We start from the raw sequence: 19,430 nt of genomic DNA, 5'->3' as shown, positions 1-19,430 counted from the left end.
TCATCCCCCCAGCGGCACGAGCGAGCCGGGCGCGCGCCGAGCCTGCGCCGAAGGGGCCCGCAACAGCGGATAGGCGTTCACGCGCCGCAGCGCGGCGGGCGGCGCGGCCGGAACGGGTGAACCGGGCCGCGTCCTTCGGGCGGGCGCGGCGTTCGGCAGGCGATCTCCCGCTCGGCGCACCGAGGCGAGATGCGTCTCGAAAAGCTTGCGATAGCGCGTCGCGTGTTTCGGCGTGCGCGAGTGGTAGGCTCCGGCGGCGGCGGGCCATGTCCCGAACTCGCGATGCAACTCCGACAGGAAACGCGCGGCATAACGCGCGCCGGCCAACGGGTCGAACATCTCTTCGAGCGAAGCGAAATGCGCGCGATGCCAGCGCCAGTTGATCTGGAAACAGCCGACATCGAAGCTCACGGCGCCGCGCGCGCGGTGGCGGCGGGCATAGTCGAGCGCCGCGGCCGGGTCATCGAACCAGCGGCCCGCCCCCTCCATGTTCACGGTCCAGGGCCATGGGCGCAGCACCCCGTCGCGGCCGCGCCCCGTCTCGGTCCGGGTGATCGCGGCCAGCACCTCGAACGGCACGCCGGTCTCGGTCGCCGCCTGCCGCGCGGCGGCATCGCACAGCACCCATGGCGCGGTCCCGGGGACCGAGCCGCGCGCGGGAAGACCGGCCCCGAGGGCGAGACAGAGGATCAGGTGAGCCAGCCGCATCGCGCGCGCCTTCTGCTGCGTCTACGGGGACATCATTCACGGATCGGCATGAGAATAAGGTTAATCGTGCCTCATTCCGGCTCGGGATCGAGCGTGAAACGCGACATCAACCCGGTGGCGAGATCGCGCGCCGCGCGGGCCTCTTCGACAAGGGCCCGGCCCTGCGACAGGCTGGGCGCGGCGCCCGGGGCCGGCTCCGGCTCCGGCGGGGTGGCGGGACGGCGCGCGGCGATCGAGGCGGCCTCGAACAATGGATCGCCGCTTCGAGCCAGCCCCTCCCAATCGCCCGCGCGCCAAGCGGCCATGGGATCGGGGGCCAGCCTCGCCGCGTCGCGTTTCGTGTCCCTCTCAGCGCCTTCCTCCGCCTCCTCGGGTGCGATGAGCGCCGCTTCCCCCCCTTCGACCAAACCGGATGCGGCCCGGTCAAGCGCCATTTGCGCACGGCGGCGCAGCCCGTCGCGCTCGGCATCGCCGGGCAGGGCCGCGAGCCGCGCCAGCGCCGTTTCGGCAAAGCCCAGATCCAGAAGCCGGGCCGCGATGGCGGTCTCGGCGGGCTGCGTCAGCGGTCCGGGCGGCGGCGCAAAGACACGTTCGAGAAAGGCCGCCTCGTCGAGATCGCGGGTCATCGCGAGGAATGCCGCGCCGCGCAGCTCCCGCGCCAGATCAGGGTCGAAGGACATCGCATCGACGAGATCGAGCGCCGCCTCGTGCAGCCCCGTGGCGATCAGGGCCCGGGTCTCGCTCTGGGCCAGGATCAGGGCGGCAGGCTGTCCACGATGCTCGAACCGCAGCGCCCGCGCCAGCTCCAGCAGCCCCCCCGGCACCTCTTGCCCCTCCTCCAGCAGCATGTCGATCAGCCGTGACAGACCCTCCGGCGTCAGCCTCGCATCCTGTTCGGCGATCTCGGACAGCGCCTCGATCTCCGCCTCGGGCCCCTCCAGCGCCCCGGCGATCTCGGCCTCGGCATAGCGCGCCTCGAGCGTGTCGCCGGTGGGCGCCGCCCCGCTCCGTCCGAGGATCTCGTCGGCGCCGCGCGGGTCGCCTGCCGCGACGAAGAGCCGGGCCAGTCTTGCGCCCAGATGGCCGCGAAGCGCCTGCGGCAGCAGGCGAAGCTCCGCGATGGCGGCGGTGCGGGCGATCTCCGGCATGGCCTCGACGCTGCCGCGGGCCAAGGCTCCCCAGAGCGCCGTCGGGCCGAGGCAGGCCTGTGTTTCGGCAAGGGGGCCGGGATCGCCGATCGGCCCGTCGACCAGCCGGGCAAGAAGCGCCAGCCAGACGCGTTCGCGCGATCCGGTTCCGTCGATCGCCAGCACCGCCCGCGCCTCCTGACCGAAGCCGTGACGGATATAGAACCGCGCCAGCGCCTCTGGCGCCCCCGGCGGCACGCGGCCGAAATCCCCCGCCATCGCGTCGCGCAGCGCCCTGTGGGTTCCGGCAAAATCGGCATCCGGCAAGGTCCCCTCCGCGAGCGCGAAGTGGTCGGGGTCGGGACAGGGCGACGGCGCGGCGGTGCCGTCGGCGACGTCGAAGCCGCTGCGGGCCGAGAGGCCGGGCACCGGCGTACCGGTCGGCACGGGGAGCGATGGCGGATCGCTCACCACCGGCGCGAGGCTCTCTGACGCATCCAACAGACCCTGACTCGCGGCCCGTGCGACGCCTTCGAGCAGGGCACGCCGCGTCGTATCGAGCTGGGCCAAAAGACCCTGCCCCAAGTGGTCCTTCGGCTCCGACTGTACTACTCGGGGAAAGGACAAGCGAAGCGGCGGCGGCGAAGCGGCGGTTTCGAAGATCACGGGCAGCAGGGCGGGCTGCCGGGGCGCCGGTGCCTCGATCGAACGTTCGAACCGGCTGCCCGGCGGCGGCGGGCCGTCGATGATGTCGATCACCAGGCGGTCGCGCCACAGGAACGCGTCGGCGTGACAGGGCGCGCAGGCCAGCCGCAGCCGCAGGCCGCCCGGCACCGGCTCGACCGAGGACACCCGGTCCCTCTGGATCTTCTCGAACACCGTGGTGGCGTCGAATCGGGCCGTTTCGGCGCCGAGCCGCAGCGCATAGCCGCCCGGCTCCCGGCCCAGCCGCCAGTCATCGCCGGGCGGGATCTCGGCCACGATGCGAATGCGATCGGGATGTTCGCCCGAGCGCAGCCCAAGCTCCTGTGCGACGGCGGGCTCGGCCGCCCATGCCAGCACCGCCAGCAGCGCCGCCCGCCTCACGCGGCGTCCTTCGTGGCCTTGAGCGCCTCTTCCAGCTCGGTGAAGCCGGGCCGGTTGTGGCCGGGGGTGTTCTGACGCCCGACCTCGATGCAGATATTGGGGGCATGGCGGTGCAGGTTGGCGATCAGCACCTCGCGGATCAGCTGGTGAAAATGCAGATCCTCCTCGATCACGGTCTTGAGCTTGGCCGCGAAGGGCCCGACGAAGCCATAGGCGAGGAACACGCCGAGAAAGGTGCCGACCAGCGCGCCGCCGATCATCTTGCCAAGCACCTCGGGCGGCTGATCGATCGAGCCCATGGTCTTGATCACGCCCAGAACGGCGGCAACGATGCCCAGCGCCGGCAGCCCGTCGGCCACCGATTGCAGCGCATGGATCGAATGCTCGGCATGGTGCCGGTTCGCTTCCATCCGCTTGTCGAGCACCTCCTCGACCTGGTGCGGGTCGTCGTAGTTCATCGAGGCCGCGCGCATCGTGTCGCAGATCAGCGCCACCGCCTCGGCGTCGGACTGGATCTTGGGATACTTGCCGAACACGGACGATTCGGCCGGCGCCTCGATATGTTCCTCGACCGCGATCGGGTTGGCGCGGGCGATCCGTATCAGCTCGAACAGCAGGCACAGGAGATCGCGGTAATCCTCGTGTTTCCATTTCGGTCCCTTGAAGACGCGACCGACATCCTTGAGCGTGTGCTTGATCGCCGCGCCGTCATTCGAGATCACGAAGGCGCCGATCGCGGCGCCGCCGATCATGATCATCTCGAAGGGCAGCGCCTTCAGGATGATGCCGAGCTTGCCCCCGGCAAGCATGTAGCCGCCAAAGACCATGACGAAGATGATGACGATGCCGACGAGACCGATCACGGGCGGGGCTCCTTCAAGGCGGACGCCGGAAGATGGCGCCGCTCAGGAGATCGCAGAACGGGGTTAAGGTTTCCTCGACGCCGGCGTCTTCGGCGCCCCTCTCACTGCGTCGGGGCGAGCGCGTTGCGCCCGGCCATGATCGCCGAGATCGAATAGGCGGTGGCGGGATCGAGCAGGCTCATCACCGGGGCGGCGGCCTCGGGCCGCATCCGCCCCACGAATCCGGCGGCGAAATCCGGGGCCATCTGCTCGAACAGCCGCGCCGCCTCCTCGGGGCGCATGTTCTCGTAGACGGCGGTGAGCCGCGTGAGATCGGTTTCGGCCGCGCTCTCGGAGAGCGCGAGCGTGTCCTCGAGCCGGGCCTGCGCCGCGTCCAGCGCGGCGAGCTTCTCCTCCAGCTCCGCCTCGGCGAGCCGCAGCGCCCGCATCCGATCCTCGATCCGGCCCTCGCGGGCGGTGATCCGCGCCTCGCGCGACTGGAACGCCTCGAGGAGCCCCGCCGTATCGGTCGCGGCGGCGCAGCTTTCGGGCGCGTCCGATCCGGAAGGCTCCAGCGCCTGATCCCGCGTCGCGACATCGCGCGCGAGCCCCACCGCGCGGGCGCGCCAGTCATCGCCCGAAAGCCGCAGCAACGCCGAGGCGAGCAGCAGCCCCGCCACCACCGGCAGGACCCGCCTGCGCCGGGCCTGGCGCTTAGGCGTAGGGGCGCCGCTCATCCGCGCGCCCGCGCCGCTGCGGGCTCCTTGATGAAGACGGGCTTGGCCGGGGCGCGATCGGGCATCTCGGTGCCCGGCGGCTCCGGCAAGTCGTGCAGCGACGCCATCAGCAGTTCCAGCCGCCGCGCCGCGGCCTCGGCCCGGGCACTGGCCGAATCGATCCGCGCCGCCTGATCCCTGGCGGCGCCGCCAGCCCGGCCCAAGGCCTGCTCGAGTTCTTCGGCCTGCAGCGCCAGCTGCGCCACGGCGCTGCCCACCCCCTCCTCCAGATCGGTGAAGCGGCGCAGCCGCCGCGACAGCATCGCGCAATAGAGCGCGGCGCCCAGCGCGCCCGACAGCAACAGCACGTCGGAGACCCAATCCATGGCCCTTCCTCCCTCAATCGAGCACGAACTCCATCACCAGCAGGTCGCGCACGCGCCCCGCCCCCGCCACCACCTGCACCCGCCGCAGCATCTGCGCCCGCAGCCGGGTCAGCGCCGCCGGATCCTCGAGATCGGCCAACTCGACCGCCCGCAGATAGGTGTTGAGCACGTCGACGATGCGCGGACGCAGCGATTCGACCTCGGCGGCGTGATCCGGCGCGACCTCGATCTGCGCCGCAAAGCGCAGCAGGCGGCGCCCCGAACCGGGCGGCAGGTTGATCACCAGCGGGTCCAGCGGAACGAAGCTCGCGGGCGTCGCCTCCGGCATGGCGGGCGCTTCGCTCCCGGGCGCCTCCACCGTGCCGCCGCCCAGCATTCCCGACGACACCGCGAAGAATCCGCCGCCGCCACCTGCCAGCGCCAACACCAGCCCGAGGATCAGCGGCAGCCCGCGCTTCTTGCGCGGTGTGTCATCTTCCTGCGGCGGGAGATCGGCGGCGGTCATCGGCGGGTCCTCCGGATCGGCTTTGTCCCAGTTAGACCGGCAACGACTAACCGATTGTTAATCCTGATCCCGCAAGCAGGGGGGACACGCGGCAGTCGCCGCCCCGCATCGGAGCCCTGCCCTTGGCCAACGTCCTCACCGCCTGGTCGCGCCTCGACAAGAAACGCCGCCTCGTGGCGGCGCTTGCCGGGCTCGCCGTCTTCGCGGCGGTGATCGCCTTGGCGCGCGGCCCCGGCCCGGGGCCGATGGCGCTCCTCTATGCGGGGCTCGAACCGGCCGCGGCGGGTGAGGTGGTGACCGCGCTCGAAGCGCGCGGCATCCCCCACGAGGTGCGCGGCCCGGCGATCTGGGTGCCGCGATCGGAGCGCGATTCGCTGCGCATGTCGCTGGCGGCGGAGGGGCTGCCAACGGCCGGCGGCGCGGGCTACGAGCTGCTCGACGGGCTGTCCGGCTTCGGCACCACCAGCCAGATGTTCGATGCCGCCTACTGGCGCGCCAAGGAGGGCGAACTGGCGCGCACGATCCTCGCCGTGCCCGGCATCACCAGCGCCCGGGTGCATATCGCGCGCCGCGACAGTGGCCCGTTTGCCCGCGCGGCGGAGGCCGGCGCGGCGGTCACCGTGGGCACCGCCTCCGGCGCCCTCGCGGCGGAACAGGCCGAGGCGCTGCGCCATCTCGTCGCCTCGGCGGTGCCCGGCCTGGCGGCGCGGGACGTCGCGGTGATCGACGCGGCGGGCGGGCGGCTCGCGCGGTCCTCGGACGAGAGTCGCGATGCCGACAGCCGCGCCGAGGCGCTGCGCGCCCGGGCCGAGCGGATGCTCGCGGCCCGGGTCGGACCCGGCAACGCCGTGGTCGAGGTCAGCGTCGAGACCGTCACCGAGCAGGAGCAGATCAGCGAGCGGCGGATCGACCCCGAGAGCCGCGTCGCCATCTCGACCGAGACCGAGGAGCGCAAGGACAGCGCCTCGGGCGGCGGCGGCGCGGTCACCGTCGCCTCGAACCTTCCCGATGGCGACGCGGCCGAGGAGGGCCGAAGCAGCGAAGGCTCCGAAAGCCGGGCGCTGACCAATTACGAGGTGTCGGAGACCAGCCGCGAGGTGCTGCGCGCCCCCGGGGCGATCCGCAGGCTCTCGGTCGCGGTGCTGGTGAACGACGCCGAGGGGACGGCCGAGGACGGCACGGTGAGCCGGGTGCCGCGCTCCGAGGACGAGCTGGCCGCGCTCGAGGCACTGGTCGCCTCGGCGGTGGGGCTCGACCCGGCGCGGGGCGACGTGCTGACGCTGCGCTCGCTCGCCTTCGAACCGGCGGCGGCGCCCGGCACCGCGGCGCTCGACCTGCCCGCCGGGCCGCCGCTGGACCCGCGCATGCTGATCCAGACCGGCGTTCTCGCCGCGGTGGCGCTGATCCTCGGGCTGTTCGTGCTGCGCCCGATCCTGGCCTCCGGTCGCGCCGCCGCGGCCGGATCCGCCGAGGCGCTGTTGCCGGCGATGGCCGCGCCGGGGCAGGAGGTGTTGCCCGCGGCCGTGGCCCCGCCCGGTGCCACGCGTCTCGGCCCGATGGATGAGACCGAAACCGAGCTCGATCCGCTCGACCGGCTGCGCCGGCTGATCGATGAACGACAGGATGACACGATCCAGATCCTGCAGAGCTGGGTCGAAGAGAGCGACGAGACGGAGCGCTCGCCATGACCCCCCGGCCGCTTCTGTTCGAGAGCTTCGACGCCACGCCGATCGAGCCGGAGGGGCCCGGCCCCGAATGGCAGGCGGGCCATGACGCGGGCTTCGACGCCGGGCGGGAGGCACAGCGGCTGGAGGCGGCCGCGCTGTCGGAGCGGCTGGTGGCGCGGATCGAGGACATGGCCTTTGCCCATGCCGAGGCACGCCTGGGGCTGCTTTCGGGGCTGGAGCCCTTGTTCGAGACGATGCTGGACCGGCTGCTGCCCGGCCTGGCCGAGACCGTGGCTGCGGTCCAGCTGCGCGCGGCCCTGATGGAGGCACTTCAGGCCGATCTCGCGGCGCCGCTGGAGCTGTACCTCCCCGAGGCGGAGATCGACACGGTTCGGCCGTTGCTCGACGCGATGGGCTGCGACTGGCTCACGCCCTGCCCCGATCCCCGGCTCGGCCCCGGCGAGGCGGCGATCCGCGGGCCGTCCTTCGAGACACATCTCGATACGGGGGCGATGCTCGACACCGCGCGAGAGGCCCTGTCGGCCCTGTGCGCGCCCAAGAAGGAGAAGTTGAGACATGGATGAGCCCGCCGTTTCCGTCCGACCCCCGACGCATCCGCTGCACGCGATCCCGGTCGAGATCACCGTCTCGGTCGGTCGCGCCCGGCCAAGCCTCGGTACCTTGCTGGCGCTGGGCCAGAACGCGGTGCTGCCGCTCGATCGCAAGCTCGACGACCCGGTGGAGCTGTTCGTCGGCGGTCGCCTGATCGCGCGCGGCACGCTGGAAGAGGTGCAGGGCGGTGAGCCGGGTCAGCTGGCGGTGCGGCTGACCGAGGTGGCGGGCGCCGGCGGCGACCTGACGTGAGGCCGCTTCTCGCCGCGGCGTTCCTGCTGTTGCTCGCGGCGGGACCGGTTGCGGCGCAGGAGCTGTCGCTTGATCTGGGCGACGACCGCTCGCTCGCGGCGCGGTCGATCCAGCTCATCGCCCTCGTGACGCTGCTCGGCCTCGCGCCGGGGCTCGCGATCATGGTCACCTGCTTTCCCTTCATCGTCACGGTGCTGTCGATCCTGCGGCAGGCGATCGGGCTGCAGCAATCGCCGCCCAACATGCTGATCGTCAGTCTGGCGCTGTTCCTGACATGGTTCGTGATGGACCCGGTCTTCTCCGCCGCATGGGAGCAGGGCGTGCGCCCCTATCTGAACGAGGGCGTGGCGCTGGAGACCGCCCTGCCCCGCGCCATCGATCCGTTTCGCGGCTTCATGGCGAACCGGACCATGCCGGATACGTTCGCCGAACTGGCGGCGCTGCGCCCTGCCACGGAGGCCCCGCGCGGGACCGGCGACGCGCCGCTTTCGCTGCTCGTCCCCGCTTTCCTGCTGTCCGAGATCGAGCGGGCGTTCCAGATCGGTTTCCTGATCTTCCTGCCGTTCCTGATCATCGACCTGGTGGTGGCGGCGGTGCTGATGTCGATGGGCATGATGATGGTGCCGCCGGCCATCGTCTCGATGCCCTTCAAGCTGGCGTTCTTCGTGGTGGCCGATGGCTGGAGCCTCGTCGCGGGAAGCCTGGTGCGCAGCTATCAGTGATCGCCTGCACTGCCACCTCGGCATCGATCTGAGACCCTAGATCGGGCCTTTTGGGGCCCTGTATCATGCTCTGCCACTTCCGCCCTAGCGGACGATGAACTCCGCATGCAGCGCGCCCGCGGCGCGAATGCTCTTGAGAATGTCGATCATGTCATGTGGCGCCACGCCCAGCGCGTTGAGCCCGGCGACGAGCTGCGACAGGGAGGTGCCGCCCGCCACCTCGGCCAGTCCGATCCCCGGCTCCTGCCGGATCTCGGCCTCGCTGCGCGGCACCACGACCGTCTCGCCGGGGGAGAACGGGTTCGGCTGGACCACCACCGGGGCCTCCTCGACCGAGAGCGTCAGGTTGCCCTGGCTCACCGCGACGCGGGAAATCCGCACATCCTCTCCCATCACGATGGTGCCGGAGCGTTGATCCACCACCACCCGGGCCCGGATCTCGGGCTCCACCAGCACGTTTTCGATCCGGCCCAGCGCATGGGCGGTCGTCGGCATGTTCATGCCCGCGATATCGAGCCGCACCGTGCCGGCATCGGTCATCAGCGCCACCGCGCGACCGAACTCGGCGTTGATCGCCCGCTCGATACGGCCTGCGGTGGTGAAATCGGGACTGCGCAGCGCCAGGCGCAGCTCGGACAAGTTGCCGAAGTCGAAGGCCACCTCGCGCTCCACCTTGGCACCCGCCGGAATCACCCCCGCCGTGGGCACGCCCTGCGTCACCCGGGCAGCCTCGCCTTCGGCGGTGACGCCGCCAGCGATGATCGTGCCCTGCGCCACGGCATAGATGTCGCCATCGGCCGCGTTGAGCGGCGTCATCACCAGCGTGCCGCCCAAGAGCGACGAAGCGTCTCCGATCGCGCTCACCGTCACGTCGATCGGCGAGCCCGCGCGCGCGAAGGGTGGCAGGCTCGCCGTGACCATCACGGCGGCGACGTTGCGGGGCCGGAACTGCTCGCCCGACACGTTGACCCCGAGCCGCTCGAGAATGTTGGTCATGATCTCTTCGGTGAAGGGCGCGTTGCGCAGCCCGTCGCCTGTCCCTGCAAGCCCGACCACGAGCCCATAGCCCACGAGGTCGTTCTCGCGCACGCCGTCGAACTCCACCAGATCCTTGAGCCGCACCGGCGCCGCCGTCGCCGGTAAGGCGCCGCAGCCCAGGAGCGCCGCGATGAGCAGCGCCCTCATCTCAGATACCGGGTCAGCGACAGCTCCGAGAGCCGCGCCGTGAGCATGTAATGGGTCTCGAGCTGGGTCTGGATCTCCTGCAGCGCGGTCGCCGTCGCATAGGGATCGGCGGCGGTCATCCGGTTCTGCATCAGGCCGAGCGCCGTGGCACGGGCGGCGTGGCGCGTGGATGTCGCCTCGACCGTGGCCTCGGCGGCGCCCAGCGCCGCCCGGGTTTCGGTCATCCCGGAGGCGGCCGAGAGCAGCATGGTGCCGGCCTCGCGGATCAGCGCCCCGCGCGCCGCGCCGCCCATCGCTTCGGCCTCGCCCGCCAGCGTTGCGAGCGCCAGCGCCTTCATCACCGTACGCGGCGCCGGATCGTCGGCCCGGGCCGCGAGCGTCACCGTCACGCCCGCGCCGACCCGTGGCGTCGCATGACCCTCGGCATCGCCGAGATAGCCTGCGCTTTCGAACCCGCCCTCCGGCGTGTCGAACCAGTCCGACACCGCGATGCGCAGGGCCTCGGCACCCGGCTGCGGCGGCAGGGTCGCGCGGATCGCGTCTAGCATCTCGCCGGGCGGGGTCAGCGCGGTCGCGTCGCCGTCGCGCCCGGCGAAAAGCGCGGTGCCGCCCATGCGCCGGTTCAAGGCGGAGACGACAGCCTCGAAACCCTGCTCCGCCGAACGGCCCATATTGGAGAGCACGCCATCGCTGCTGGTTTCGCCCACCAGGACGAGTTGCTCCGCGAGCGCCTCGCGCAGCCCGTCCAACTCCCCGAGCGTGGTCTGCATCAATGCGAGCCGCTGACCGGTTTCGGCGGCGGCGCGGCCATAGGCCTCGGTCGCGCCATGGGCACTGCGCGTGGTGGCGAGGCGGGTCACGTCGCGGCCCATTGCCGCGACGGGATCGGTGGCGCGACCCGAGGACAGCGCCGAGACCAGGCCGTCGAGCCTGTGGCGCAGCGCGACGCCCTGGTTGCGCATCAGGAAATGGCGGCTGCCGTCGCCAAGCGAGGTGAGGCTCATGGTCAGATCTCCATCAGGCGGTGGATCATGGATTGCACCACCTGCATCACGCGGGCATTGGCCGCATAGCTTTCCTCGATGCGCAGCAGGCGCTGCATCTGCTGGTCGCTGTCGACACCGCCGGCCAGTTCGGCCGCGTGCAAGCTGTCGCGCCTGGCTTGGGCGAAGCCCAGCACCTCCTCGGCCCCGAGCCTGTCGGCGCCGATCCGGGCCGTGAAACGCGCGGCATGGGTGGCCGCGCCGGCGCTGCTGCCCTCGCCGTTCGAGAGGCGCGGCGCGGCCAGCGCATCGAGCCAGCGACCGATCTGCGCGGCGTCACCCGTAAGGCCCGGCGCCGTCGCGCCGACCCCGCCGCGCAGACGCCACAGCGCGCCGCCCCGTGCGGGATCGACGGCCGCGTTGACCGCGATGCGTCCGGCAAGCCCTGCCCCGCCCCCGGGGTCGAGCGTACCGCCCGCCTCGGTCAGAAGCCCGGCCTGCCCGGCGCCGCGACCGGGATCGGCCGCCGCCGTCTCGAACCGGGCGATCAGGTCGCGTGCCAGCGCGTCGAGCCCCGCCTGCGCCGCGGGGAGGACCGTGTCGCGCAGCGCGAACGCGGCGCCGAGCCCGCCGCCCCCCGTCCGTCCGAAGCCATCCGCCTCGCTGCGCGCGACCGGCTCGCCATTCCGCGTGAGACCGGAGAGCGCGCCGCCGGCAAAGCTCATTTCGGGGGTGATCAGCGGCGTGGGGGTAAAGCCGAACTCGGCGGCGCGGCCGTCGATCAGCATCACCCCCTGCGCCGAGATCAGCGCCACCTGCCCCGCCGGACGCGCCATCTCGCGCAGCGGCACGATTTCGGACAGGGCGTCGATCACCACCTGCCGCTGATCGATCAGGGCCGCCGGATCGCTGCCAGTACCGCGGGCACGGGCGATGTCGGTATTGAGCCGTTCCACGCGGGACAGGCCCTGATTGAGAGCGGCGACCTGCGCGGCGATGTCGCCATCCGCCTCGGCCCGCATCTCCGAGATCGCGGCGCTGCCGTCGTTCAGCGCGCCGGTGAGCCCGTCGAGCGCCGTGAGCACGTTGGAGAGCCTGAGATCGGAGCCGGGATCGGCAGAGGCCGAGATCAGCGCCGTGTTCAGCGCGTCGATCCGGCCCGGCAGAGAATCCGCCTCGCCGATCGCGCCGAGCCGCGTCTCGAGGCGCGACAGCGCCGTGGAGGTGGCGCGGTCGGCCGAGAGCCCCGCATCGGCCCGGCGCCGGTCGGCGAGCAGCGCCCGATCGAGCTGCCGCACCACGGCTTCGACCCGCACCCCGGCCCCGCGCCCGCCCACGGCGCGGGCCGAGAGCACGGTCTCGCGCGGGGCGTAGCCCTCGGTCATCGCGTTGGCGAGGTTCGAGGACACGGTTTCGGCCATGCGGGCGCTGGCGGTCAGCCCGCTCAGCGCGTTGGACAGCGAATAGGACAGGCCCATGACTGGTACCTCCTTTCGGATCAGCGCTTGAGATTGGTGGTTTCCTGCAGCATTTCATCGACGGTCTGGATGACCTTGGCATTGGTGGAATAGGCGCGCTGGGTCTGGATCAGCTGGGTCAGTTCGGAGGCGACGTCGACGGTCGATTCCTCGCGCGCGAAGCCGACGATGTCCCCGGTGGGGCCGTCGCCCGCGTTCCACAGCAGCATGTCGCCGCTGTCGCGGGTCAGGGTGTAGGACTGGCCGTCATGGGTTTCGAGCCCGTTGGGATTGGGCACGTCGACGAGCGGGACCTGATAGATGCGGCGGCTCGCGCCATTGTCATAATAGGCATGGACGAAGCCGCCGGGATCGACCTCGACGGAGGTCATGTTGCCGGTGGCGGCGCCGTCGCGGCTGATCGTCAGGGGCGAGAACAGCGCCGCGAGCTGCGACAACCCGCCGGAGACGTCTCCCGCGCCGATATTCACCGAGATCGGTCCGCCCGCCACCTCGATCTCGAAGGCACCGGTTTCGGGATCGTAGTCGCCGCCCAGCGTCGCCGTGGCAGAGAGAAGCGCCCCGCCCGCCTCGCGGCTGTCCTCGAAGGTAAGGGTGTATTCGCCCACAAGCGTATCGCCTGCGGCGCCGTCGGTGATCTGCATCACCCATTCGTTCGTCGGCGCGCCGCCCGCCGCCGGCAGGCTCGGCGTGAAGGTCAGGCCGAGCTGCTGCGTGGTGCCGAGATTGTCGTAATACTCGACCGTCAGCTCCTCTGGCAGGCCCTCGGCGCCGTCCTGCGTCGAGGTGGCGGGCAGGTTGACCGCGAGCGTCACCTCGGTGGTGGGAATGCCCGAGAGCTGCCCGGCGGGCACGCGCACCGGCTGCAGCCCGCCGATCGTGTCGCGTGGAAAGGTGCCGATCGTCCCGTCGAGCCCGGCGGGCCAGCCCAGCAGCGTCTGCCCGTCCGGCGTGCGCAGGTAGCCCTCCTCGTCGGCGCGGAACGAGCCGGTGGTGGCGAGCCGGAAATCCGCATCGTCGCCGCCGATGATCGCGGTGGCGCTGACCGGCAGGAAGCCGCGGCCGCGCACCGCGAGATCGGTGGGGTTCGATGTCGAAGAGAGCGCGCCGCTTTCGTCGACCAGCCGCTGCGACGTGGTCGCCACCCCGCCCGCCACGTAGCGGCCCGGCCCGCTGCCCATCATCAGAGAATGGAAATCGGTGGTGGCGCGGCGATAGCCGAACGTGGCCGAGTTGGCGATGTTGTCGGAGATCGTCGCCAACCGGTGGGCATTGGCCGCGAGACCGGAGACGCCGGCGCTGAGAGAGGAGGAGATCGTCATGGTGACCTTTCCGGTGAAACGGGTGGAGCCTGTCCCTTTCCGACCTACAGCGCCGGGCTTAAGGCGGCGCTAATGGCGGCGCAGCAGCGTGATCTCGAGCCGATCGCTGCGCGGCGCGGCGGGCCCCTCGGCCGAGGGGTCGCGGTCGCCAAGACCCGTGACGCGACGCATCCGCGCGGGGGCGAGCCCGGCCGCGACCAGCCCCGCGCGCGCCGCCTCGGCCCGGCCCGAGGACAGGCGCCAGACCGGGTTGTCGGCCAGCACCACCGGCCGCGCGGCCAGATGCGCCGCCACGGCGACCGGGTTCTCGACCAGGGAGGCAGCCTGCGCCACGAGCCCCAGAAGCAGGGTCGTGACCGGCAGCGGCGCGGTCTCGCCGGGGGCGAAGATCGGCGCGCCCGGGCGCGCGAAGATCTCGATCACCAGCCCCTCGTCGGTCAGCCGCGTCACCACGTGGCGCAGCGCCTCGCGCGCGACGAGGCTTTCGCCACCGCGGCCGAGCAGCACCTCCTCGATGTCGCGCAGCGCCGCCACCTCGGCGAGGGCGGCACCCTCGCCCGGCGGTCGTGGCGGGTCGTCGGCGAGAGGCGGCAGGGCCGCGGGACTCCCCCCATCGACGCCGGAGGCGCTGAGCCGTTCGCTGCTGGACAGGGAATCGCCCGCGAGCACCTTGTCACCGCCGCCCGAGGTGCGGCTGATCGCGATGGTCGGGGCGAAGTAGTCGGCCAGCCCCTTGCGCTGCTGCTCGGTGGTGGCGTTGAGCAGCCACATCAGCATGAAGAAGGCCATCATCGCGGTGACGAAATCGGCATAGGCCACCTTCCAGGCGCCGCCGTGATGGCCGCCGCCGGCGACGACCTTCTTGCGCTTGATGACGACCGGCGCGTTCTGTGCTGACATGCGCTCCCCCCCGGGCCGGAGCGGCCCGAGGCCCGAATGCTAGCGCCCCGGGGTTAAGCGCGGGTGTAGCCCCCGGGGCGCGACGCCTATCCCTGCCGAGACCTGCGGGCCACCGGCGTCACCAGGGTCTCGGGACGGCGCGCCTCTGCCGCCTCGAACAGCGAGAAGGTCTGGTTCACGTAGTTCACCGCGCCCGAGATCAGCTCGAGATATTCCAGCAGTTCCGGCGTGCGCTGCGCCTCGACCATGGCCACGCCGCGATCCTGCGGCAAGGTTTCGAAACAGGCATAGAACAGCGGATCGCCGCGCGCGATCTTCAGCGGCTTTTGCGGCTCGTGCCATTCGAAGGCCCACATCAGCGGCCGCGGCCAGACATTGATCGGAAAGCGTCCACCGAAGATCGTGCCGGGCAAAGGTTCGCGGCTGTAATGCATGAAGGGCGCGACCTGGCTCATGTACACCGGCTCGTCGCACAGGAACAGATAGGGCAGGGAGAGCTGGAGCGTCGGCACGCCGGGGTGGCGCCATTCGGCCTCGCCGACGAGATGCAGCTTGTCGCCGAGCTTGTTGGCGCGGATCGTGCTCGCCGCGCCGTTCAGGTTCCTCAACACCGGCTTGCCCTTATCGTCGCGGGCGAAGCCGATATGGATGTCGAAGGGGCAGCGGATCAGGAAATGGCGGCTTTCGAGGTTGATCACCGCCGGGCAGCGCGAGGCCGATTTGGCATGGCTGCGGTCGAGATCCACCGAGCGCACCCGTTCCGGCGGGGCATAGATGATGCCGGCCTTGGTCTCGTTCAGGCACCAGCCGACCGTGACCGGGCCGCTGTTGGAACCGGTATCGCGGGTATTCTCGAAACGGACGGACAACTGCATGAAACGAACACCTCGAAGCTCTGTTGGAGGCGGACCATGCCCGACCACGAGGGGCTGTCAAAGCCCCAATCGCATCAGAGCAAAGCCGAGAGCCCGTCCCAGCACAGCTTGAGACCGACGAGGACGACCATGGCGTACATCACCGGATAGAAGATCTCGGCCCGCATCCTGCGGACCACGAAGGCCCCCGCCAGCGTCGCCGCGACCGCGAGCGGCAGCAGGGTGGCCGCCGCGGTGAGATTGGCCGCGTCGAACTGCCCCAGAAAGGCGTAGGGGATCACCTTGATGGCGTTCACCACGGCAAAGAAGATCACGCTGGTACCGGTATAGAGCCGCGGATCGAGCCGGAGCGGCATCGCGTAGACCTGGTACGGCGGACCGCCCGCATGGGCGACGAAACTGGTGTAGCCCGCGAGCGTGGCCCAGAGCGAAGCGCGCATGATGCTTTCGGACCGGGGCGCGGCGCGGCGCGCATGGCCCGACAGCAGCCAGCGTGCCGAAAAGGCCAGCGCCACCACGCCGACGATCAGCCGCACCGCCGCGTCCGAGACCAGCGCCGCCGTCAGCCAGCCGATGCCGATGCCGATCGCGGCCCCCGGCAGCATCCGCTTGAGCGTGCCGATATGGTACTGGCCACGCCAGGCCCAGAGACTGATCGCGTCCATCACCAGAAGGATCGGCAGCAGGATACCCGCCGCCTGCACCGGCGGGATCGCCAGCGCCATGATCGGTACGCCCAAGAGCGCCAGCGCGCCGCCCAGGCCCCCCTTGGAGAGCCCGACGAGCACCACCGCGACGCAGCCCGCGAGCAGGGCCGAAGGCTCCGAGAAGACGAAATCCTGCATGCTCGTCCCGGCGGCGGCCTCAGAAACGCGCCGCCTCGACCTCCTCGCGCGAGGGGATCGCATCGGCCGCGCCGTGGCGACCGACCTTGAGCGCCCCGGCCCGCGCGGCCAGTTCGAGCGCCCGCGGCATCGTCAGGCCCTCGGAGAGCCCGGCCAGCAGGTAGCCGGTGAAGGTGTCGCCGGCGCCGGTGGTGTCGACCGCCGTGACCTTGGGCGCATCGACATGGTGACGCGCGCCCGTCGCGGTCTCGATCCAGTCGCAGCCCGCCGCGCCCAGCGTCACCACGACATGCGGCACCGGCAGCTTCTCCACCGGGGCGCCCAGCGCCTCCGAAAGCTGGCGGGCCTCGACTTCGTTGAGAACCAGAAGGTCGAGATGCGGCATCACCGCGCGCACCGCTTCCGCCTCGAAGGGGGCCGCCGCATAGGCCACGGTCAGCCCCAATACCCGGGCCTGCGCCGCCGCCTCGACCTGGCCATTGGTCTCGTTCTGCATCACCAGCAGATCGCCCGCGACGGCCCCGTCCAGAGCCTGTTTCACGGCGTCGAGGTCGATCTCGCGATTGGCACCGGGCCAGAGCGTGATCGCGTTCTCGGCCTGCGCGTCCACGGCGATGATCGCATGGCCGCTCGATCCCTCGCGGCGCTGCACGTGTGTGCAATCGACGCCGTAGCCCTCGAGCCGCTCGATCATCCAGCCGCCATCGTCCCCCACCGCGCCCAGATGCGCCACCCGCGCCCCGGCCCGCGCCGCCGCGACCGACATGTTGGCGCCCTTGCCGCCAAGACCGTGATCCAGCGCGGTCGCCGCCAGTGTCTCGCCCGGGGTCGGGATATGCGGCACGGCATAAACGTGATCGGCGTTGATCGAGCCGAGATTCCAGATCGTCATGCCCGGCGCGCCTTGCAGGCGGCCATGACGGCCATGTTGACGATGTCGTTGACGGTCGAGACGGTCGAGCAGATCTGGATCGGCTTGTCGACGCCGGACAGGATCGGGCCGATCACCGTGGCGCCGGCCATCTCCTGCATCAGTTTCACGCTGATCGAGGCCGAGTGGCGCGCCGGGACCACCAGCACGTTGGCCGGGCCGGTGAGCCGCGAGAAGGGATAGTTCTCCTGCCCCTTGGGGTTCAGCGCCACGTCGACGGCCATCTCGCCCTCGTATTCGAAATCGACGTTGCGCCCGTCGAGAACGCCTGCGGCGGCATGCATCTTGGTCGCGCGCTCGGAAACCGGATAGCCGAAGGTCGAGAAGCTGACGAAGGCCACGCGCGGCTCGAGCCCCAGCTCGCGCGCCACCTGCGCGCCCTGCGTCGCGATGTCGGCGAGATCCTCCTCGTCGGGCCACTCATGCACGAGCGTGTCGGCGATCAGCACGATCCGGCCGTTATGCATCACCACCGAGACGCCGACCGCCCCGTCATGCGGGCCCGCGTCGAAGACGTGGTTCACCAGTTCCATCACATGCGCCGATTTACGGGTGGCGCCGGTGATCATGCCGTCGCCATGGCCATGCGCCAGCATCAGCGAGGCAAAGACGTGCCGGTCGCGCCCGGCGAGGCGATGGATGTCGTGCTGGTCGTGGCCCTTGCGCTGCAGCCGCTCGTAGAGAAACGCCTTGTAGGTATCGAGATGCGGCGTGTTGGCGGCGTTGACCACCTCCAGCTCGGCCGCCGCCTCGGCCATGCCCTCGGCAGCGAGCTTCTCGGCCACGTCGTCGCTGCGCCCCACCACCAGGGCCTTGCCGAAGCCCGAACGCTGGTACTGCACGGCGGCGCGCAGCACCCGCGGGTCGTCGCCCTCGGCGAAGATCATGGTGGCCTGCGCCGCCCGCGCCCGGGCGTTGAGGCCGCGCAGCACGCTCGCCGTGGGGTCCATCCGGCCCTTCAGCGCCTGCTGGTAATGCTCCATGTCCTCGATCTTGCGCCGGGCCACGCCGGTGGCCATGCCGGCGCGGGCCACGGCGGGCGGAATCCGGTGGATCAGTCTTGGATCGAAGGGCGTCGGGATGATGTAGTCGCGCCCGAAGCTGAGCTTCTGGCCATAGGCCAGCGCCACCTCGTCGGGCACCTCCTCGCGCGCCAGCTCGGCCAGCGCCTCGGCGCAGGCGATCTTCATCTCGTCGTTGATGGCGCGGGCATGGATGTCGAGCGCGCCCCGGAACAGGTAGGGAAAACCGAGAACGTTGTTGACCTGGTTGGGATAGTCCGAGCGCCCCGTGGCCACGATCGCGTCCTCGCGCACCTCGTGCGCCTCCTCCGGCGTGATCTCAGGGTCGGGGTTGGCCATGGCGAAGATCACCGGGTTCGGCGCCATCGACCTGACCATCGCCTGCGTCACCGCGCCCTTGGCCGAAACGCCGAGGAACACGTCGGCCCCGTCCATCGCCTCTTCCAGCGTCCTGAGGGATGTGTTGGCGGCGTGGGCCGACTTCCACTGGTTCATCCCCTCGGCGCGCCCCTTCCAGATCACGCCCTTGGTGTCGCACATGATGCAATTGTCATGCTGCGCGCCCATCGCCTTGAGCAGCTCCAGGCAGGCGATCCCGGCCGCGCCCGCGCCGTTCAGCACGATCCGCACATCCTCGATCTTCTTGCCCGAGATATGCAGCGCGTTGATCAGCCCGGCGGCACAGATCACCGCGGTGCCGTGCTGGTCGTCATGGAAGACGGGGATGTCCATCTCTTCCTTGAGGCGCTGCTCGATGATGAAGCATTCGGGCGCCTTGATGTCCTCGAGGTTGATGCCACCGAAGGACGGGCCCATCAGACGCACCGCGTTGCAGAAGGCGTCCGGGTCCTCGGTGTCGAGTTCGAGATCGATCGAGTTCACGTCGGCAAAGCGCTTGAACAGCACCGACTTGCCCTCCATCACCGGCTTCGACGCCAAGGCGCCGAGATTGCCAAGCCCGAGCACGGCGGTGCCGTTCGAGATCACCGCGACGAGATTGCCCTTGTTGGTATAGTCATAGGCGGTCTCGGGCTGCTCGGCGATCACCTCGCAGGGGATCGCCACGCCGGGGCTGTAGGCGAGGCTCAGATCGCGCTGGGTGGTCATCGGGACGGTCGCCGTCACCTCCCACTTGCCGGGGCTCGGGGCCTCGTGGAAGTTCAGCGCGTCCTCGCGCGTGAAACGGGGTTTGGCCATCGCTCGTCCCTTCTGTCCCTTGGACGCACAGGCATAGCGGGATGCTGCGGCGCGGCGCAACGCCCTAGC

Annotated in this window: 19 protein-coding genes; 4 read left to right on the top strand and 15 right to left on the bottom strand. The window is 70.9% G+C overall.

The features are described from left to right. The 6 genes from ACRAQ3_RS15515 to ACRAQ3_RS15490 all read right to left on the bottom strand — a co-directional run bounded on the left by ACRAQ3_RS15515 (position 1) and on the right by ACRAQ3_RS15490 (position 5,370). On the bottom strand, positions 1-708 hold the full coding sequence (locus tag ACRAQ3_RS15515) for a lytic transglycosylase domain-containing protein (protein WP_432255220.1): 708 nt from the start codon (positions 706-708) through the stop codon (positions 1-3). 71 nt (positions 709-779) lie between these two features. Then, entirely contained in the window at positions 780-2,921 is a 2,142-nt protein-coding gene (locus ACRAQ3_RS15510) for a hypothetical protein (RefSeq protein ID WP_432255219.1), read from the bottom strand. Further along, entirely contained in the window at positions 2,918-3,784 is an 867-nt protein-coding gene (gene motA / locus ACRAQ3_RS15505) for a flagellar motor stator protein MotA (protein WP_269397379.1), read from the bottom strand. The genes ACRAQ3_RS15510 and motA overlap by 4 nt, the downstream gene beginning before the upstream one ends. Before the next feature lie 101 nt (positions 3,785-3,885). After that, positions 3,886-4,500, bottom strand: a complete 615-nt coding sequence (locus tag ACRAQ3_RS15500; protein WP_432255218.1) for a MotE family protein — start codon at positions 4,498-4,500, stop codon at positions 3,886-3,888. Further along, positions 4,497-4,865 (bottom strand): hypothetical protein, encoded by a 369-nt coding sequence (locus ACRAQ3_RS15495; RefSeq protein ID WP_432255217.1) that lies wholly within the window; start codon positions 4,863-4,865, stop codon positions 4,497-4,499. Before ACRAQ3_RS15495 ends, ACRAQ3_RS15500 begins: the two co-directional genes overlap by 4 nt. A gap of 13 nt (positions 4,866-4,878) precedes the next feature. After that, positions 4,879-5,370 (bottom strand): flagellar basal body-associated FliL family protein, encoded by a 492-nt coding sequence (locus tag ACRAQ3_RS15490; RefSeq protein ID WP_432255216.1) that lies wholly within the window; start codon positions 5,368-5,370, stop codon positions 4,879-4,881. 122 nt (positions 5,371-5,492) lie between these two features. On the opposite strand from ACRAQ3_RS15490, the gene fliF reads away from it, so the two are divergent. From fliF to fliP, 4 genes are read left to right on the top strand one after another with little or no spacing between them, the layout of a single operon-like run. Continuing rightward, positions 5,493-7,058, top strand: a complete 1,566-nt coding sequence (gene fliF / locus ACRAQ3_RS15485; RefSeq protein ID WP_432255215.1) for a flagellar basal-body MS-ring/collar protein FliF — start codon at positions 5,493-5,495, stop codon at positions 7,056-7,058. After that, the gene (locus ACRAQ3_RS15480) at positions 7,055-7,621 is read left to right on the top strand and encodes a hypothetical protein (protein WP_432255214.1); all 567 of its coding nucleotides are present in this window, start codon (positions 7,055-7,057) and stop codon (positions 7,619-7,621) included. The genes fliF and ACRAQ3_RS15480 overlap by 4 nt, the downstream gene beginning before the upstream one ends. Then, a complete protein-coding gene (locus ACRAQ3_RS15475; RefSeq protein WP_269397373.1) occupies positions 7,614-7,901 on the top strand; it encodes a FliM/FliN family flagellar motor switch protein in 288 nt (95 codons plus the stop codon). The genes ACRAQ3_RS15480 and ACRAQ3_RS15475 overlap by 8 nt, the downstream gene beginning before the upstream one ends. Continuing rightward, positions 7,898-8,623, top strand: a complete 726-nt coding sequence (gene fliP, locus ACRAQ3_RS15470) for a flagellar type III secretion system pore protein FliP (protein WP_432255213.1) — start codon at positions 7,898-7,900, stop codon at positions 8,621-8,623. The genes ACRAQ3_RS15475 and fliP overlap by 4 nt, the downstream gene beginning before the upstream one ends. 84 nt (positions 8,624-8,707) lie before the next feature. Here the strand turns inward: fliP and ACRAQ3_RS15465 are convergent, their stop codons facing one another. The 9 genes from ACRAQ3_RS15465 to ACRAQ3_RS15425 all read right to left on the bottom strand — a co-directional run bounded on the left by ACRAQ3_RS15465 (position 8,708) and on the right by ACRAQ3_RS15425 (position 19,361). Next, on the bottom strand, positions 8,708-9,808 hold the full coding sequence (locus ACRAQ3_RS15465; RefSeq protein ID WP_432255212.1) for a flagellar basal body P-ring protein FlgI: 1,101 nt from the start codon (positions 9,806-9,808) through the stop codon (positions 8,708-8,710). Then, on the bottom strand, positions 9,805-10,812 hold the full coding sequence (locus ACRAQ3_RS15460) for a flagellin (RefSeq protein WP_432255211.1): 1,008 nt from the start codon (positions 10,810-10,812) through the stop codon (positions 9,805-9,807). Before ACRAQ3_RS15460 ends, ACRAQ3_RS15465 begins: the two co-directional genes overlap by 4 nt. Positions 10,813-10,814: 2 nt before the next feature. Then, positions 10,815-12,269, bottom strand: a complete 1,455-nt coding sequence (flgK, locus tag ACRAQ3_RS15455; RefSeq protein ID WP_432255210.1) for a flagellar hook-associated protein FlgK — start codon at positions 12,267-12,269, stop codon at positions 10,815-10,817. 20 nt (positions 12,270-12,289) lie between these two features. Beyond that, the gene (locus ACRAQ3_RS15450; RefSeq protein ID WP_432255209.1) at positions 12,290-13,591 is read right to left on the bottom strand and encodes a flagellar hook protein FlgE; all 1,302 of its coding nucleotides are present in this window, start codon (positions 13,589-13,591) and stop codon (positions 12,290-12,292) included. A 69-nt stretch (positions 13,592-13,660) separates the two neighbouring features. After that, positions 13,661-14,491, bottom strand: a complete 831-nt coding sequence (locus tag ACRAQ3_RS15445) for a flagellar motor protein MotB (RefSeq protein ID WP_432255208.1) — start codon at positions 14,489-14,491, stop codon at positions 13,661-13,663. An 86-nt stretch (positions 14,492-14,577) separates the two neighbouring features. Continuing rightward, the gene (locus ACRAQ3_RS15440) at positions 14,578-15,366 is read right to left on the bottom strand and encodes a hypothetical protein (RefSeq protein WP_432255207.1); all 789 of its coding nucleotides are present in this window, start codon (positions 15,364-15,366) and stop codon (positions 14,578-14,580) included. Between the two features lie 74 nt (positions 15,367-15,440). Beyond that, positions 15,441-16,211, bottom strand: coding sequence for a sulfite exporter TauE/SafE family protein (locus tag ACRAQ3_RS15435; RefSeq protein WP_269397365.1), 771 nt, complete (start codon positions 16,209-16,211; stop codon positions 15,441-15,443). A gap of 19 nt (positions 16,212-16,230) precedes the next feature. After that, positions 16,231-17,103 (bottom strand): ribokinase, encoded by an 873-nt coding sequence (locus ACRAQ3_RS15430; protein ID WP_432255206.1) that lies wholly within the window; start codon positions 17,101-17,103, stop codon positions 16,231-16,233. Beyond that, positions 17,100-19,361 (bottom strand): NADP-dependent malic enzyme, encoded by a 2,262-nt coding sequence (locus ACRAQ3_RS15425; RefSeq protein ID WP_269397363.1) that lies wholly within the window; start codon positions 19,359-19,361, stop codon positions 17,100-17,102. Before ACRAQ3_RS15425 ends, ACRAQ3_RS15430 begins: the two co-directional genes overlap by 4 nt. Between the last annotated feature and the right edge of the window lie 69 nt (positions 19,362-19,430).

Source organism: Limimaricola sp. AA108-03 (assembly GCF_050847355.1).
Taxonomy (GTDB): domain Bacteria; phylum Pseudomonadota; class Alphaproteobacteria; order Rhodobacterales; family Rhodobacteraceae; genus Limimaricola.
The sequence above is the reverse complement of the archived record's forward strand: the minus strand, read 5'-3'. Positions and strand labels throughout refer to the sequence as shown.